The following is a 16357-nucleotide window of genomic DNA, read 5'->3' as shown; positions in this document are numbered from 1 at the left end:
ACCGCCGATTGGCTCCCGCTTTGAGCGCAAGCCACGGGATGCGCGCACGTCGCGACCGGCTATACCGAGCCAATGAGCATCGCCCCCGACACCGAAACCGCCTGGACTGCGTTCGAATCCCGCGACCGCGCGTGGGACGGTCGGTTCGTCGTCGGCGTGAAGACCACCGGCATCTACTGCAAGCCAAGCTGCCCCGCGCGCCACCCCAAGCGCGAGAACGTCACCTTCCACCCCGACGCAGCCAGCGCCCGCGCCGCCGGCTTCCGCGCCTGCCTGCGCTGCACCCCCGATGAAGTCGGCCGCGACCGCATCGCCGTCGCCGCGGCGGTCGCACTGCTCGAAACCGCCGAAGACCGCCTCTCGCTAGACGAAGTCGCCGCCAGAGTCGGCTACGCTCCCCATCATTTCCACCGCCTGTTCAAGCGCGCCACCGGCGTTACCCCCGCCGCCTACGCGCGGGCGCTCCGTACCGGCCGCGCGGCCAACGCCTTATCGGAGGACTCGACCGTGACCGAAGCGATCTACGACGCCGGCTATTCCGCCCCCAGCCGCTTCTACGAGGCCGACGCGAAACGGCTCGGCATGGCCCCCAGCGCCTGGGCACGCGGCGGCGAAGGCGTCACGATCCGCTGGACCACTGCCGATACGAGCCTAGGCACGCTGTTCGTCGCCGCGACCGACAAGGGCCTGTGCCGCGTATCGTTCGACGAAGACGCGGACGAACTTCGCCGCCGCTTCCCCAACGCCACGATCGAACCCGGTGGCGAAGCCCTCGCGGACCTGGCGGCGCAAGTCGTCGCAGCCGTGGAATCCCCCGACCGCGACCAAGACCTCCCGCTAGACGTCCGCGGCACCGCCTTCCAGGAAGCGATCTGGCAAGCGCTACGCACCATCCCGATCGGCGAAACCCGCACCTACAGCGAACTCGCCGCGCTGGCCGGCCGCCCCGCCGCAGTCCGCGCCGCCGGCACCGCGTGCGGCCAGAACCCGGTCTCGATCGTCATCCCCTGCCACCGCGCGCAACGCATCGGTGGCGCGCTCGGCGGCTATGCCTACGGCCTCGACCGCAAGCGCGCGCTGCTGACCCGCGAACGCGATTGAGCGTCAACCGGCTGGAGGCGGATCGGCCGTCTCACCCTGCCCCTGTCCGAGCGATCGCAACGCGTCGGGGCCGATCTTGCCCGATTCCAGGATGGTGATCAGACGCGCTGCGGGATTGTCCGCCGGCAGATGCGGATTGAAGGCGAGCGGCCGCAGGGTCCGTTTGGCATCGTCTGCATCGCCGTCGCGTATCTCCTGCGTCGCAACCCGGAATCGCAGGCCGGGATCCTGCGGCACGAGTTCGAGCGCGCGCTTTACACCGGTGATCGCCGCCTTGGTCGGCGGCGCTCGCTGCGCGCGGAAGCTGTCGTAATACAGCGACAACGCCTCCGCATCGTCGAGCGCGAGGCGGTTGGCCTTGACGATCCAGCTTCGCGCTTCCTTCCACGCTTCGGGATCCTGGACGGAGCCGGCGCTCGCGCGGCGCAGGTGTATCCTCGCCTTGTACAGCAGCGCCTGCGCCATCTTCGGGTCAGCCGCGAGGGCGCGGTCCGCGGCGGCTTCGGCATCGTCGTCCTGCACCGCGTCATAGGCCATTTCCGCGAACCAGCCCTGCGCCACGGCATCGTTCGGATAGGCTGCGGCGATCGCCTTGGCCCGCGCGTAGATCGGCTGCGCGGTCTGGCGATTGACGCCACGTTCGGACTCCATGCGAAGGTTCATCAACGCTTCGGCCCCCGCGCTGAGCGGTTCGACCGTCACCTTCGTATCGGGCAGACGCGAATAGGCGATCTTGATGCCGGGGATGGTCGACCGCGCGAGATAGGCGTCGAGCGCGCGATCGAGCGCGCGCAGATCGCCGAACGCAGCCTGTGCCGCCGCAACGCTGGGAACGCCCCTGTTCAACGCATCGAGATATCGCCCGAACGTCGCGCCACGTGCCGCGTCGAACATGATGTAGTGGGTCAGCAGCCAGCCACGCGCATATAGCGAGGCGCGGTCCTCGTCCGACAATCGGCGCGATCCGGTATCGAACAAGCGTTCCGCCGACAGTCCGCGCGTCCTCAACAAACTATAGGCCCGGTGCTGCGCCGCGATCCCGACCATCACGCCGTCCTTCTCGAACCGCGCGGTCGAGACGAACTCGGCATAGCCTTCGGAAAACCAGGCGGGATAGGCGGCGGCAAACGTACCGAGCAGGAAGTGATGTGCGTATTCGTGGAACAGCACGATCTGCGGCTGCAAATTGCCATCCGCACCGCCCGAGCGGGGCGTGAAGGCGATCGAGCCGTTCACGCGCGGCACGTAGAACCCGGCGACGTTGGCGCTCCCCTTGCCCATCAGTTTGCGAACGTCGCTGGCGTCGTCGACGACGTAGACGGTAACCCGGTTGGTGCCCGCTTCGGCGGTCGGGGCGCCGATATTGTGCAGGATGCGCATGACGCCATCGAACTGCTCGAGCTGCGTCGCGGTCTTGCGCAATTCCTTCTCACCGACGCTGGAATAGACGATGAAATGGTCGGACGTCGCCCGCAACCACTTCGCCTCTGACGCGGCCGATACCCATGACGCGCTCGCGGCGACTACGACCGAGATACAGCGAACCCATCCCACGGCACTGGTCATTTCGCCCCCTTTGCCAAGCGTCATGGCGCAACCGAGCAGTTTTCCCCGGTAGAATCTAGACGATCAATCGGAAGTCGCTCATTTTGCCGACTTGCAGGAATAGACGAGCTTCTCGTTCGGCAACGGCGGCAATACCGCGCGGACCGCCGCCTGCTGCCCCGCGAGCCGACCCAACGCAGCCTCATCCATGTTGCACACGTTCGGCACGACACCCCGCGCCGTCCGCGCCGCCTCCATCCCCGCCGCCGACATCAGATAGCGCGTGTTCGAATAGACGCGCGTTGCCGGATCGAACGACAGCACGGAGACGGTCTGCTCGGCGTCTGGCACCAGCACGCGGTCCCATCGGCCAGCCCCATTGCCATTCTGCGTGCCGACATATTGCGTCTTGCCGTTCACGCAGCCCTTCGCGCCCCAGTCGATCGGCACGTCCTCGCTGGACGAGATCGTGATCCGGCTGCGCTCCGGGATCAGCGTGCACATCAACTTGCCCAGCGCCGCATCGGGCGTCGAGATCCGCGTCTTTGGCAGCGCGGACAGCGGCACGTCGACCTCGCCCGAAGGCCGCAGCACGAACACGATGATCGCGACCAGCACGCTCAGCCCGCCGATACCCAGCGCCCACACCGCCTGCCGCCGTTGCCCGCGCGATTCGAGCAGTCCCGCGCTCCCGATCACCAGTGCCCCGGCGACCAGCAGCAGCCCGGCGAGCGCCATGACGTTCTCGCGCGCGCGCCCGGCCTCGGTCCGCGCCTTCTCCAGCGCAACCTCGCGAGTCATCGCATCCTGCGTCGCGGCGTCGCGCCTGGCGGAAGCAGCATCGGCGGTCGCCCGCGCATCCGCGTCGGCGTCCTGTCGCAAGCGATCCTCGATCGACGTGCACCCCGTCCCGATCGACGCATAAGGCTGTTTCGCCTCGTGGAGGAAGGCCGCGAGCTCGGTGTCGGCGATCGCGAACCCGAACGTCGAATCGCCCTCCTCGCCGCGCGTGATCGCCGAATTCACCCCGATCACCCGCCCGCACCGGTCGAGCAGCGGTCCACCCGAATTGCCGCGTGCGATGCTCGCCGTGTGAAGAAGCACCTCGATGCTGCTCAACACGCGCCGCCCGGAAAGCACGCCCTCCGACCGCACCGGCGTCATCGGCCGGATATAATCCGCCGCCGACCGCGCCGTCGCCAGATCGACGTTCCCCGGGAAGCCCAGCGACACCACCGGATCGCCCTCGCTCATCGGCCCGGTATACAGCGCGCTCGGCGGCAGGCGCGCGCCGGTGAACTCGATCAGCGCCAGGTCGCGCTGCGAATCGTACGCGATCACCTTGCCCTGGTAGGACTTGCTGCCCTCGGTCGGCACGATGCCGACGACGACGTTGTCGGGATAGCGCTCGGCGAGATCGACGACGTGCGCGTTGGTCACGATCCGGTTGGGCGCGATCGCGAAACCGCTGCCATGGCCGAAGCCGACCACCTGGTCGTCGACCACTGCGATCGTCACGACGCGCACCACGCCGCGCCCGGTGGCGGCGATGTCGTCGGCCGATGCCGAGCTGGCCAACCCGAAGGTGAGCGCGAGAAGAAGCAGCAGGCGGATCATGCTCCTGCCTTCGGGGAGTTCTTGACCGCGATCAACCCTCGCCTCTCACAGGACGTGCCCCACGCATCCGGTTTGGTTAGCGAATTATCAAGCCTTGGCCCCTAACCCCTTGGGCAATCATCCGGGGATTTGGGCATGAGCGCATTCGGGCGTCGTAACGGCATCAGCGGGGGGCAAGCGGCCCGGCCCGCATTCGGCGTCGCCCGACCTATGCAGGGCGGCAGCCCCGCGCCGCGTCCCGAACCGGAGGGCGGTTCGCAGTTCCCGCCGATCGAGTCGATGCCGATGCCCGGCGAGACCGACGGCTTTGGCCCCGGCACGATGCCCGGCACGCACATGGACGCGATGCAGCGCCTGTCCGACCGCCAGAACGCGAGCGGCGAAGCGGGCAACAGCCGTGTCGAGGGCTTCGAACAGTCGATCCACAAGATCAAGGAACAGGTGCTCCCGCGCCTGCTCGAACGCGTCGATCCGGAGGCGGCGGCGACGCTCGGCAAGGACGAACTCGCAGAGGAATTCCGCCCGATCATCGGCGAAGTGCTCGCCGAACTGAAGCTCACGCTCAACCGCCGAGAACAGTTCGCGCTGGAAAAGGTGCTGGTCGACGAGCTGCTCGGGCTCGGGCCCTTGGAGGAGTTGCTGGCCGATCCGAACATCACCGACATCATGGTGAACGGCCCCGACCAGACCTATGTCGAGCGCAAGGGCAAGCTCGAACTCGCGCCGATCCAGTTCCGCGACGAGGAGCATCTGTTCCAGATCGCGCAACGGATCGTCAACTCGGTCGGCCGTCGCGTCGACCAGACCTCACCGCTTGCCGATGCGCGCTTGAAGGACGGCTCGCGCGTCAACGTCATCGTGCCGCCGCTAAGCTTGCGCGGTACCGCGATCTCGATTCGTAAATTCTCCGCCAAACCGATCACGCTCGACATGATGGCGGGCTTCGGCTCGATGTCGCCGAAGATGGCGACCGCGCTGAAGATCGCCGGGGCGTCGCGGTTCAACGTCGTGATCTCGGGCGGTACCGGCTCGGGCAAGACGACGATGCTCAACGCGTTGTCGAAGATGATCGACCCCGGCGAGCGCGTGTTGACGATCGAGGACGCCGCCGAGCTTCGCCTGCAACAGCCGCACTGGCTCCCGCTCGAGACGCGGCCTGCCAACCTGGAGGGCCAGGGCGAAATCTCGATCCGCGATCTCGTCAAGAACGCACTACGTATGCGGCCTGACCGGATCATCCTGGGCGAAATTCGTGGCTCCGAGTGTTTCGACATGCTCGCGGCGATGAACACGGGTCACGACGGCTCGATGTGCACGCTCCACGCCAACTCCCCGCGCGAGGCGCTCGCGCGTATGGAGAACATGGTGATGATGTCGGATATCAAGGTGCCGAAGGAAGCGATCTCGCGCCAGATCGCGGACTCGGTCGAGCTGATCATCCAGGTGAAGCGCCTGCGCGACGGTTCGCGCCGCGTCACCAACATCACCGAGGTGATCGGCATGGAAGGCCCGGTTATCGTCACGCAGGAGCTGTTCAAGTTCGAGTATCTCGACGAGTCGGCGGATGGCAAGATCCTGGGCGAATACCGGTCGATGGGGCTGCGGCCGTACACGCTGGAGAAAGCCAAACAGTTCGGGTTCGATCAGGCGTATCTGGAGGCGTGCCTGTAAGAGGCTTACGCTCCCCCTCTAACGCCACCGCCCCCGCGATCGCAGGGCCCCAGGAAACACGAACGCCACCGCCGGTAACCCTGGACTCCCGCCATCGCCGGAGAACGGCGGCAGTTCGAGCGACTATAGCGGCCAGACGTTCGACCCCGCTTGTACCCGTCCCCCGACCCGCTAGGGACAGGCCGACATGCGCCGCGCCCTCTTCACCCTCGTCCCGCTGCTGGCGGTGCTCATCGTCTCTGCGCGCGAACCGGCGAAACCCGTCCCCGCCGCCAGCATCTCGCCCGCGGCACGGGACCGCGGCGTCTACCATCTCGCGGACGATGCCGAGGCACGCTGGGTGCCCTTCGATCTCACCCCCGGCAATCAGATCCGCTTCACGATGCAGCTCGAAGGCCGCGACGTCACCGCGATCCTCGATACCGGGGTCAGCTACACCCTGCTCGCAAAGGCGTCCCCCGCAGTCGACACTGCCAAGCTCGTCGCGGGCGGCAGCGCACGTGCGATCGGCGGATCGGTCGAACTGGGGTGGATGCCGACCCGCACGCTCGCCATCGGCGGCCTCGCGCGCACCGGTGGCGGCGTCACCGTCACCGATCTTCCCGCGATCGCCACCGGCAGCCTGGCGGCGGTAGACCTGCTGGTCGGCGCGGACCTGCTCGCCGGGCACGCGCTCGACATCGACTACGCCGCGCACCGTTTCCGCCTGCTCCCGTCGGGACGCCTCCCGTTCAAGGGCGAGACCGCCCCCTTGCGCGTGTCCCCCGAGCGCAGCGTCTACGAAAGCGCAGCCACGCTCGGCAGCCGTCGATTGGCGCCGGTGATCGTCGATACCGGCGACGGGTCGTCGATCACCGTGACGAAGGACGGCTGGAAGGCCGCGGCGCTGAACGTGCCTTCGACGACCGCGATCTCGTTCGGGCTCGCGGGACCGGCGGTCAGCGGTCTCGCGATCGCGCCCGATCTCCGCCTTGGCGAATTGATCGCGCATGCCGTCGAAGTCCGGATCGAACCCGCGGGCGGCTTTTCGCAGTCGATCGGCGTTGCGGGCCGGATCGGCTCGGGCTTCCTGCAGAATTACCGCGTCCTGCTCGATCCCGGTGCCCGCCGCATGGTGCTGAGCCCTGGCCCCAAGGCCGGTACGCCCCCACTCCGTTCGACCAGCGGATTGCTCGTCGGCGTCGAGAAGAACCGGCTGAAGATCCTCCACGTCATGCGCGGTGGCCCGGCTGCCGCGTCGGGCTGGAAGGACGGCGACACGATCTGTACGATCGACGGCACGCCCATACCGCCCGACTATGCGACGAGTCCGGTCGCATCCTGGTCGGCTGGAGCGCCCGGCCGCATCGTTGCCCTCGGTCTGTGCGATGGCACGATACGCAAGCTCGAATTGACGCATTTTTATTAGGATTGCCCATGTTTAGCCTGCGTCACCGATCGGGGCAGGTCATCATCCTGCTCCTCGTCGCCTTTGCCCTCCGCAGCCCGTTCTTCGGCAATCCGGTGATCCATAGCGACGAGCAATTCTACCTGCTCGTCGGCGATCGCCTGCTGCACGGCGCATGGCCGTTCGTCGACATCTTCGATCGCAAGCCGGTCGGCCTGTTCCTGATCTTCGCCGCCATCCGCAGCGTCGGCGGCGATGGCGTGCTGATGTACCAGCTTGCCGCGACGCTCGTCGCCACCGCCACGGCATTCCTGGTCGCGCGGATCGTCAGCCGCCTGACTCCCGATGACGCCAGCCCGGTGGCGAGCCTCGGTGCGGCGTTGATCTATCTCGTCTGGCTCATCGTGTTCGACGGTGCGGGCGGCCAGTCCGCGGTATGGGGCAACGCCTTGATGGCCGCCGCCGCGCTGCTCGTGCTCGATACGACGCGCGGCCACCGACACATCAGCCTGCGCGGTGCCGGTGCGATGCTGCTGATCGGCCTGGCGATGCAGATCAAGTACACCGCGATGTTCGAAGGCATATTCTTCGGTCTGACGCTGGTATGGGCCGCGCATCGCGATGGGCGGTCGATCGGTCGCCTCGCAGCCGATGCCGCCCTGTGGGTCGGTGCAGCGCTGTTCCCGACCGCGCTCGCCTGGATAGTCTATGCCGCGGCCGGCCACGGCGACGCCTTCCTCTTTGCCAATTTCCTGTCGATCTTCGGGCAGCAGGACGACGACACGCTCAGCTCCAACCTGCTGAAGCTGCTGGGCGGCGTAGGCATGAGCCTGCCGCTCGCCTGGCTTGCGTGGCGTGGCCGTCGAACGGGAAGCTTCGCGCTCGGATGGCTCGCGGCTGCGGTGATCGCGATCCTCATCATGCACACGTTCGAGCTGCTCTATCTGCTGCCCCTCGCGCTGCCGCTGTCGGTCGCGGCCGGCACGGGGTTGAGCGGCCCGACCGTCCGCACGACCATCGTTCGCCTTGCCGCCGTACTGGCGTTCGGCGTGCTGGCGGCGACCATCATGACCAGCGTCCGCATCGGACGACGCGGCAATGCGCGCCAGATCGCGCAACTCGTCCAGATGATCGGCCAGCAACCCCGCGGCTGCATGTTCGCCTATGGCAGCGAGCCGATCCTCTACTTCCTGACCCGGTCGTGCCTGCCGACGCCGTATATATTCCGCAGTCATCTGGGCCAGACGACCGAGTCGCACGGTACGGGGGTCGATCCGGTCGTGGAAGTCGCGCGTCTGCTCGCGGCCCGTCCCGGCGTGATCGTCGTACGCGCGCCCAAGCCCAGCACGAACCTCGCGACCCAGGCGCTCGTGCTGCGCGCGATCGCCACGCGGTATCGACTGGTCGGCTCGGTGAAGATCGGCGGGTTGCCGCAGAGCGTCTATCGCCTGCGTATCGACGCTCCCCGTTGACGAGGCGTCGTCAGCTCAGGTCTTGAATGCGAGGCCGATCGTTACCGCGAGTCCGATCAGCGCCAGCATCTGGACGGTCGGCCAGTCGACCCAGCCGACCGAATCGGGATCGCGCCGACGTCGCCGCCTGCGTTCGCCTAGACCAGCGACGACGGCCAGTACGGCCAGTCCGCCGCTCGCACTCCACAATACCGGCACCCCCATCAGTCCGACCGATCAGCCGAGCTTCTCGACCTTTTCCTGCAACTTGGCGAGTTCGCTGCGCAATGCCGCGATCTCGTCGTCCTTGCTGGCCGCGGGGGCTGGCGTCGTCGCGGCCGGCGTCATCGCCTGCGCGGCCACGTCGAACATTGCCAGATTACGCTTGGCGATATCGGCGAATGGCGAATTCGCGAACGCGCCTTCGACCGCGGACTTGAACTGGTCGTGGTTGCGGCGGAAGCTGTCCATCGACGCCTCCAGATACCCCGGCACCATCGTCTGCATCGAATCGCCGTACATCGAGATCAACTGGCGCAGGAAGTTCACCGGCATCATCGTCTCGCCGCGGCTCTCCTCCTCCATGATGATCTGCGTCAGGACGTTGTGCGTGATGTCCTCGTCGGTCTTCGCATCGACCACCTTGAAGTCGCGCCCCTCGCGGGTCATCGTCGCGAGATGATCCAGCGTGATATAGGATGACGACTCGGTGTTATAGAGCCGCCGGTTGGCGTATTTCTTGATGATGACGATTCCGTCGGCAGCCGGTTGCTTCTTCATGGATCCCCCGTCTTATGTTTGAAACGGAGGCTACAGTCTTTGATGACGCACCGCAACACGGTGCGCAGCATGGTCCCCGGCCCTTACCCTTGTTCCTCAATGTGCTGCGCAGCGAGACCGCAGCATCGCCGGAACGGATGGCTCGAGCCCTGGCGGGATTGCGCGCGTATCAAGGCGCGCCGCGAGAGCCGCGCCCCGATCCGAAGCCGGCGATTCATCGTAAAGGCCGGGTCTCGTTGCGCGATTACGGCGGCGAAGGCCGTCCCGTCGTGTTCGTCCCATCGCTGATAAATCCGCCCGATATCCTCGATCATTCACCTGAGTCTTCGCTGGTGCAATGGACCGCCGCGCAAGGATTCGACGTCTGGCTGGTCGACTGGGGATCGCCCGGCAGCGAGGACCGCGACCTGGATCTGGCGGCGCATATCGAACGCTTGCTGGTGCCGCTGCTCCAGGCACTCCCCGAGCCGCCCGTTCTGGTCGGCTATTGCCTCGGCGGGACGCTGGCGCTCGGTGCCGCGGCGATCACGTCGACCGCCGGAGTCGCGACGATCGCCGCGCCGTGGCACTTCGAAGGCTATGGCGAGGGCCGTCCCACGCTGGCCGCGACCTGGGCTGCGGTTCAGCCCGCCGCCGCGATGCTCGGCGTCCTGCCGATGGAAGTCTTGCAAGCCGGCTTCTGGCAACTCGATCCGGCACGGACCATCGCCAAATACGAAGCGTTCGCCGACCTCCCCCCTGACAGCAACGCAGCACGCGCATTCGTCCGACTCGAGGATTGGGCCAACGCCGGTGCCCCCCTCCCCTACGCCGCCGCCGCTTCGCTGTTCGAGGACTGCATCGCCAACGACCTGCCCGGCAAAGGCGCCTGGGTCATCGCCGGCACCCCGGTCGATCCGCTCACGCTCGCCTGCCCGACCGTCGAGTTCGTCTCGCTCAGCGACCGCATCGTCCCCGCCGCGACCGCGATCGGCCTCGTCGACCGCCGCGATCTCGGCGCGGGCCATGTCGGCATGATCGTCGGCCGTTCCGCCCGCGCGCGCCTCTGGGAACCGCTCGCCAACTGGATCGCCGCACTCGACTGACCTACATGGGGTCCAAACAAAGAGGATCCCGACATGACCGACCAGCTTCCCACCGACGTCGTCATCACCGCCGCCAAGCGCACCCCCGTCGGCAGCTTCCTCGGCGCGTTCGCCGCCACGCCAGCGCACGAACTCGGCCGCATCGCGATCGAGGCCGCGCTCGCACAGGCCGGCGTCGCGGGCGAAGACGTCTCCGAAGTGATCCTCGGCCAGGTCCTCACCGCCGCCCAAGGCCAGAACCCCGCCCGCCAGGCCTCGATGGCCGCCGGCGTTCCCAAGGAAATCCCCGCCTGGGGCGTCAACCAGGTCTGCGGTTCAGGCCTGCGCGCGGTGGCCCTCGCGGCACAGGCGATCCAGACCGGCGACGCGACCATCGTCGTCGCGGGCGGCCAGGAATCGATGTCGCTTTCCGCGCACGCGCAGTCGATCCGCGGCGGCCAGAAGATGGGCAACCTCAGCCTCGTCGACACGATGGTCAGCGACGGCCTGACCGACGTCTTCAACGGCTATCACATGGGCATCACCGCCGAGAACCTCGCCGAGCAATACCAGGTCACGCGCGGCGAACAGGACGCCTTCTCGGTCGCCTCGCAGAACAAGGCCGAGGCCGCCCGCGGCTCGGGCCGCTTCAAAGACGAGATCGCCCCCGTCACGATCAAGGGCCGCAAGGGCGACACCGTGGTAGCCGACGACGAATACATCCGCGCCGGCGCGACGATCGAGAGCGTCTCGGGCGTGAAGCCCGCGTTCAAGAAGGACGGCACCGTCACCGCTGCCAACGCGAGCGGCCTCAACGACGGCGCCGCAGCCCTCGTCATGATGCGCCGCGACGAAGCCGAACGCCGCGGCTCGCCCATCCTCGCGACGATCAGGAGCTGGGCCTCGGCCGGCGTCGACCCCTCGATCATGGGCATCGGTCCCGTCCCCGCCACCAAGCGCGCGCTGGAGAAAGCCGGCTGGACGCTAGCCGACCTCGACCTGATCGAAGCCAACGAGGCCTTCGCCGCCCAGGCGCTGTCGGTCGGCAAGGAACTCGGCTGGGACGCCTCGAAGGTCAACGTCAACGGCGGCGCGATTGCGATCGGCCACCCGATCGGCGCCAGCGGCGCGCGCGTCCTGACGACGCTGATCTACGAAATGCAGAAGCGTGATTCGAGGCGCGGGCTGGCGACGCTGTGCATAGGCGGCGGCATGGGCATCGCTATGTGCCTGGAACGCTGACGTACTTTTTAAAGTAACTTTATGTCGGGTTGATACGCTCCATGACCATATTGTGACGATTTTGTCACAATTGGTTACAAACCGAACGGCTGGCTGGCCTGAACCTGAACGCAGGCTTGCCAGTCGTCGCTATTCGCGGTTGTAAGGTCCTCATAACGGCCAAAGTGCCGGTAAACGGGGGACTTTAGTTGAAAAGAGCGCATCACTTTCTATTCGCGACGATCCTGGCAACGGGCGCGATGATGCTACCGAATTCCGTGGCTGCGCAGACCGCGCCGTCCGCCACGGATGGCACCGCCATGGAAACCGGCACTCAAGTCGCGGCCGAAGCCGCTGCCGCGCCGGAAAATGAAACGATCGTCGTCACGGGATCGCGCATTGCCCGTCCCAATCTCGATTCGCCGTCGCCGATCACGTCGCTCAGCATTCAGGAACTGACCCAGACCGGCGAAGTCTCGCTCGGCGATACGCTGAACAAGTTGCCGTCGCTGCGCGCGACGTTCAGTGGCTCGAATTCGACTCGCTTCATCGGCACGGCCGGTATCAATGCGCTCGATCTGCGCGGTCTAGGCACGAACCGGACTCTCGTCCTGGTGAATGGCCGCCGTCACGTCACCTCGACCCCCGGCGAAAGCCGCGTCGACATCAACACCATTCCTGTCGATCTGATCGAACGCGTCGATGTCGTAACCGGCGGCAATTCGGCGGTCTACGGGTCCGATGCGGTCGCTGGCGCCGTGAACTTTGTCTTGAAGCGCGACTATGAAGGCTTCCGCCTTCGCGGCCAGAGCGGTGTGACGTCGCGCGGCGATCGCCCATCGTATTTCGGCAGCCTGACGGCCGGCAAGAACTTTGCCGATGGTCGTGGCAACATCGCAGTCTCGGCCGAATACAGCGAGTCCGACGCGCTCTATTTTACCGATCGCGCTCGGTACAGCACGACCGGCCGTCGCCAATTCAATCTGACTGAAAACGTCTTGAACGAGCCGGGTAGCGGCAATGGCGTTCCCGACACCACCTTCCTGACCAACGTCCGCAACATCGCCATCTCCGAAGGTGGCGCGATCACGTCGGCCTGCCCTGCCGCAGTGGCCGGCAACGCGGCCGTTGCTGCCCGCCGTGCTTTCAACTGCACCGGCGAAAACAGCAACACGGGCGCGGCACTCGGTCGGGTGTTCGTGTTCGACAATTCGGGCAACCTCGTACCGAACAACGTCATCAAGGACTTCCGTCCGTTTGGTTCGGGCAATGCGATCGGCGGCCTGGGTTCCTCACAGCGCCTGACCGGCCAGTTGCAGCCCGGCATCAAGCGATATTCGGCGAACGTCCTAGCGCACTACGACGTCTCGGACGCGTTCCGTCCGTTCGTTGAGGCAAAATATGTCCGCGTCGACGCAATCCAGGAAGGCCAGCCGACGTTCCTGCAGGGCACGCTGCCCGCGATCTACAACGTCAACAATCCGTTTCTCACGGCTCAGGCACGCTCGGTGCTCGCTCAGACGCTGGCGCCAGGCGCCACCACGTTCCAGGCGCAGCGCATCAACGTCGATTTCGGCGCCCGTGGCGAGAACCATCGTCGCGAAACCTATCGTATCGTTGCCGGCGTCGAGGGCACGTTCAACACCGATTGGCGCTACGAGGTCGCCTTCAACTACGGCCATCTGGACACGTTCTATGCGACCCAGGGCAACGTAAACGTCCAGAAGTTCAAGAACTCGCAGGATGCGGTCCGCAACGCCGGTGGCAATATCGTCTGCGGCATCAACGCCGATGCAAGCACAGCCAATGACGACGCGAGCTGCGTTCCCGTCAACCTGTTCGGCCAGGGTGCACCCAGCGCCTCGGCATTGAACTATTTCGTCGTGAACTCGACCCGCCGCCAGCAGGCCGACCAGTATGATGCGACCGCGTTCGTGTCGGGCGACCTTTCGCAGCTGTTCGAACTGCCGGGCGGCCCGGTCGCATTCTCGATCGGCGGCGAATATCGCCGGGAGACAGCCTATTCGGCATTCGACGACGTCACGCGGAGCGGTGCGACCTTCCTCAACGCCATTCCGATCTTCGACCCGCCGGCGCAGGTCGTAAAGGAAGCATACGGTGAAATCCGTATTCCGCTGCTGAAGGACGTTCCATTCTTCCAGGAACTGACGATCGATGGCGCAGGTCGCGTTTCAGACTATAACATCGGCGCAACCGGCACCGTGTATTCCTACAATGCCGGCCTGACCTGGTCGCCGGTACGCGATATCCGTCTTCGTGGCAGCTATGCCCGTTCGGTTCGTGCACCGACCCAGGGGGATCTGTTCTCGGCGCCGAGCCAGACCTTCCTCAACGGCCTGATCGACCCCTGCAGCCAGAACAATATCCGCAACGGCCCGAACCGTGCGGCTAACTGCGCAGCCGCAGGCGTTCCGACGACCCAGACGTTCAACGGTATCACGGAGCCTTTCACCAACGTTCCGACCTCCGGCATCAGCGGTCTGAACGGCAGCAATCCCAATCTGCGCGAGGAAACCGCAGACAGCTTTACTGGCGGTTTCATCCTCCAGCCCAGCATGATCCCGGGCCTTACGCTGTCGGTCGACTACTACAACATCAAGATCACCAACGTGATCTTCGCGCTGGCGCCCCAGACGATCATCAACCAGTGCTACGACAGCCCGAGCGGCATCAACAATCAGTATTGCGCGGCATTGACGCGTAATCCCAACGGCACCTTCGCTGGTCAGACCGGCGTCACCAACGGTGGCGCGCAGATCTCCTTCCCTGCGACCGGGCAGTCGTTCCTCTCGGGTCCATTCAACTTTGCCAAGCAGAAGACATCCGGTGTCGATGCCGATCTGAGCTATAGCCATAATGTTGGCGGTGCGAAGGTAACGTTGCGTGGTATCGTCAGCTACTTGATCAACCGCGACAACTATACCGACATCAACACCCCAAGCTTCATCGACCAGCAGAAGTTCGAAGTCGGAGATCCGGAATGGTCGGGTTCGTTCACGGCCAATGTCGACTTCGGCGTCTTCGACCTTAACTACAACTTCCGTTATGTCGGCAAGCAGACGGTCGCTGCCGAATATGAGACGCAGAACTCGGTCCAGGGTCGCCCGGCTCGCGATCCCGACGCGTTCCCGTTCACCTTCTACCCGGATGTGACCTACCACAACATCCGCGTCGGTGCGGACGTCACGGACAAGTTCCGCTTCTATGCCGGCATGGACAACGTGTTCGACCGCCAGCCCCCCTACGACATCACCGGCACGACCGGCGCGCAGGGCATCTACGAGAACGTCGGCCGCTTCATGTACGCAGGCTTCGAAGCCAAGTTCTGATCCGCCGATCTACCAACTGAAAAGGCCGCTCCTTACGGGGCGGCCTTTTTTTTGCTTGAAGCAAGTCCTGATGCCGGCCTGCGGTGCCGCATGATGCGCTTGTTAACGCCAAACTCGCGAATAGCGTCTGCCAAGACTGGTCAACAGTTCGTATTGCGACATCCCCGATACCGCGGCCGCTTCGGGCAGCGCGAAATCGAGCGCCAGCCATGTCCCTTCGTGCACTGCTGGTACACTCGTCACGTCGATGGCCACGAGATCCATCGATACGCGACCGATAACGGGCATCGGGATGCCGCCCGCCGATGCGGTTCCACAGTTCGAAAATCCGCGAAAATAGCCGTCGGCATAGCCCAAGTTGAGGATCGCCACCTCGGTGTCGGCGGGCGCCGTCCAGGTCGCGTTATAGCCTACCGTTTGCCCCACGCGTACGCGACGGCACTGAAGGACTTGCGCTTCGATCGTGGCCACGAACTTGACCGCATCCGCCAGGCCGGCGCGGGGGACTCCACCATATACCGCCAGCCCAGGCCGCGTGAGATCGAACGCATAGCCGTCGAGCGCAATCCCCGCAGAATTGGCGAGACTCAGGCGCTTTGCAGTCGTCGCGCCTGCCAGTGCAGCGAACCGGTCGCGCTGCACGGCGTTCATTGGAGAATCCTCGTCGGCGCAGGCTAGATGGCTCATCAGCGTTTCGATCTGGAGGCCGTCGAGCAAGCCGGCGGCGATGTCGTCCGCCGAGACGCCAAGGCGGTTCATGCCGGTGTCGACCATGACGTCGCACACGCCGCCGCCCGCCGTTTTCCAGCGCGCGACTTGGCGGGGGGTGTTGAGAACCGGGCGGGCGAAGCCGGCGGCCGCGGCGGGCATGTCCTCTTCGCGGACGCCGTGGAGGACGGAAACCGTCAGGCCCAGCGGGGCGAGTTCGGCGGCTTCCTGCCAGTTCGACACGAAGAAGTCGCGGCAGCCTGCGTCTGCCAGGCGGCGCGCAACCTCGATCGCGCCGAGGCCGTAACCGTTCGCCTTGACCGCGGCACCACATGCGGCGGTGCCGCTCATGCGGTCGAGCGTGCGCCAGTTCTGGACGAGAGCGTCGCCGTCTAGGCGCAGGCGGAGGGGAGCGGGAATGTCGATCACCCGGCGCGGGATAGTGCCACGGGCGCGGCGCGT

The 16357-nt window shown here is 65.8% G+C and carries 12 protein-coding genes; 7 read left to right on the top strand and 5 right to left on the bottom strand.

From position 1 onward, the window contains the following. Positions 1 to 72: 72 nt before the first annotated feature. Positions 73 to 1101 carry a bifunctional DNA-binding transcriptional regulator/O6-methylguanine-DNA methyltransferase Ada gene (gene ada / locus IFR23_RS15065; protein WP_192976608.1) on the top strand — a complete coding sequence of 343 codons (1029 nt, stop codon included), beginning with the start codon at positions 73 to 75 and terminating at the stop codon, positions 1099 to 1101. A gap of 3 nt (positions 1102 to 1104) precedes the next feature. Here the strand turns inward: ada and IFR23_RS15060 are convergent, their stop codons facing one another. Together IFR23_RS15060 and IFR23_RS15055 are read right to left on the bottom strand one after the other, a co-directional pair. Then, positions 1105 to 2667: a hypothetical protein gene (locus tag IFR23_RS15060; protein WP_192976607.1), complete on the bottom strand. Its 1563-nt coding sequence runs from the start codon at positions 2665 to 2667 to the stop codon at positions 1105 to 1107. A gap of 78 nt (positions 2668 to 2745) precedes the next feature. After that, the gene (locus IFR23_RS15055; protein ID WP_192976606.1) at positions 2746 to 4263 is read right to left on the bottom strand and encodes a S1C family serine protease; all 1518 of its coding nucleotides are present in this window, start codon (positions 4261 to 4263) and stop codon (positions 2746 to 2748) included. Positions 4264 to 4398: 135 nt separating this feature from the next. Between IFR23_RS15055 and IFR23_RS15050 the strand changes: the two genes are divergently transcribed. From IFR23_RS15050 to IFR23_RS15040, 3 genes are all read left to right on the top strand, one after another. Next, on the top strand, positions 4399 to 5934 hold the full coding sequence (locus IFR23_RS15050; protein ID WP_107961440.1) for a CpaF family protein: 1536 nt from the start codon (positions 4399 to 4401) through the stop codon (positions 5932 to 5934). Positions 5935 to 6121: 187 nt separating this feature from the next. Next, on the top strand, positions 6122 to 7342 hold the full coding sequence (locus tag IFR23_RS15045; RefSeq protein ID WP_197978468.1) for a hypothetical protein: 1221 nt from the start codon (positions 6122 to 6124) through the stop codon (positions 7340 to 7342). A gap of 8 nt (positions 7343 to 7350) precedes the next feature. Beyond that, positions 7351 to 8793, top strand: coding sequence for a hypothetical protein (locus IFR23_RS15040; RefSeq protein ID WP_192976605.1), 1443 nt, complete (start codon positions 7351 to 7353; stop codon positions 8791 to 8793). Positions 8794 to 8808: 15 nt separating this feature from the next. On the opposite strand, the gene IFR23_RS15035 is transcribed toward IFR23_RS15040, so the two are convergent. Both IFR23_RS15035 and phaR read right to left on the bottom strand, forming a co-directional pair. Continuing rightward, positions 8809 to 8997, bottom strand: a complete 189-nt coding sequence (locus tag IFR23_RS15035) for a hypothetical protein (protein ID WP_192976604.1) — start codon at positions 8995 to 8997, stop codon at positions 8809 to 8811. Between the two features lie 12 nt (positions 8998 to 9009). Continuing rightward, a complete protein-coding gene (gene phaR, locus IFR23_RS15030; protein ID WP_107961437.1) occupies positions 9010 to 9552 on the bottom strand; it encodes a polyhydroxyalkanoate synthesis repressor PhaR in 543 nt (180 codons plus the stop codon). Positions 9553 to 9689: 137 nt separating this feature from the next. Here phaR and IFR23_RS15025 point away from each other — a divergent pair, with 137 nt between their 5' ends. The 3 genes from IFR23_RS15025 (at position 9690) to IFR23_RS15015 (ending at position 15187) form a co-directional block, all read left to right on the top strand. Further along, entirely contained in the window at positions 9690 to 10637 is a 948-nt protein-coding gene (locus IFR23_RS15025) for an alpha/beta fold hydrolase (protein WP_244655715.1), read from the top strand. Positions 10638 to 10670: 33 nt separating this feature from the next. Continuing rightward, a complete protein-coding gene (locus IFR23_RS15020) occupies positions 10671 to 11858 on the top strand; it encodes an acetyl-CoA C-acetyltransferase (RefSeq protein ID WP_192976602.1) in 1188 nt (395 codons plus the stop codon). A gap of 257 nt (positions 11859 to 12115) precedes the next feature. Further along, positions 12116 to 15187, top strand: a complete 3072-nt coding sequence (locus IFR23_RS15015) for a TonB-dependent receptor domain-containing protein (RefSeq protein WP_342344973.1) — start codon at positions 12116 to 12118, stop codon at positions 15185 to 15187. Positions 15188 to 15289: 102 nt separating this feature from the next. On the opposite strand, the gene alr is transcribed toward IFR23_RS15015, so the two are convergent. Beyond that, positions 15290 to 16315, bottom strand: coding sequence for an alanine racemase (alr, locus tag IFR23_RS15010; protein ID WP_342344977.1), 1026 nt, complete (start codon positions 16313 to 16315; stop codon positions 15290 to 15292). Positions 16316 to 16357 lie beyond the last annotated feature (42 nt).

The organism is Sphingomonas sp. CFBP 13603 (assembly GCF_014892665.1).
In the GTDB taxonomy this organism is placed as follows: Bacteria; Pseudomonadota; Alphaproteobacteria; order Sphingomonadales; family Sphingomonadaceae; genus Sphingomonas.
Note: the sequence above shows the minus strand (reverse complement) of the source record. Positions and strands in the feature narration are given on the sequence as shown.

Excerpts from the sequence above, each read along its gene's own strand:
- IFR23_RS15050 (WP_107961440.1), top strand. The coding sequence starts at position 4,399 with ATGAGCGCATTCGGGCGTCGTAACGGCATCAGCGGGGGGCAAGCGGCC.
- phaR (WP_107961437.1), bottom strand. The coding sequence starts at position 9,552 with ATGAAGAAGCAACCGGCTGCCGACGGAATCGTCATCATCAAGAAATAC.
- IFR23_RS15055 (WP_192976606.1), bottom strand. The coding sequence starts at position 4,263 with ATGATCCGCCTGCTGCTTCTTCTCGCGCTCACCTTCGGGTTGGCCAGC.
- IFR23_RS15020 (WP_192976602.1), top strand. The coding sequence starts at position 10,671 with ATGACCGACCAGCTTCCCACCGACGTCGTCATCACCGCCGCCAAGCGC.
- ada (WP_192976608.1), top strand. The coding sequence starts at position 73 with ATGAGCATCGCCCCCGACACCGAAACCGCCTGGACTGCGTTCGAATCC.
- IFR23_RS15040 (WP_192976605.1), top strand. The coding sequence starts at position 7,351 with ATGTTTAGCCTGCGTCACCGATCGGGGCAGGTCATCATCCTGCTCCTC.
- IFR23_RS15045 (WP_197978468.1), top strand. The coding sequence starts at position 6,122 with ATGCGCCGCGCCCTCTTCACCCTCGTCCCGCTGCTGGCGGTGCTCATC.
- IFR23_RS15035 (WP_192976604.1), bottom strand. The coding sequence starts at position 8,997 with ATGGGGGTGCCGGTATTGTGGAGTGCGAGCGGCGGACTGGCCGTACTG.
- IFR23_RS15025 (WP_244655715.1), top strand. The coding sequence starts at position 9,690 with ATGGCTCGAGCCCTGGCGGGATTGCGCGCGTATCAAGGCGCGCCGCGA.
- IFR23_RS15060 (WP_192976607.1), bottom strand. The coding sequence starts at position 2,667 with ATGACCAGTGCCGTGGGATGGGTTCGCTGTATCTCGGTCGTAGTCGCC.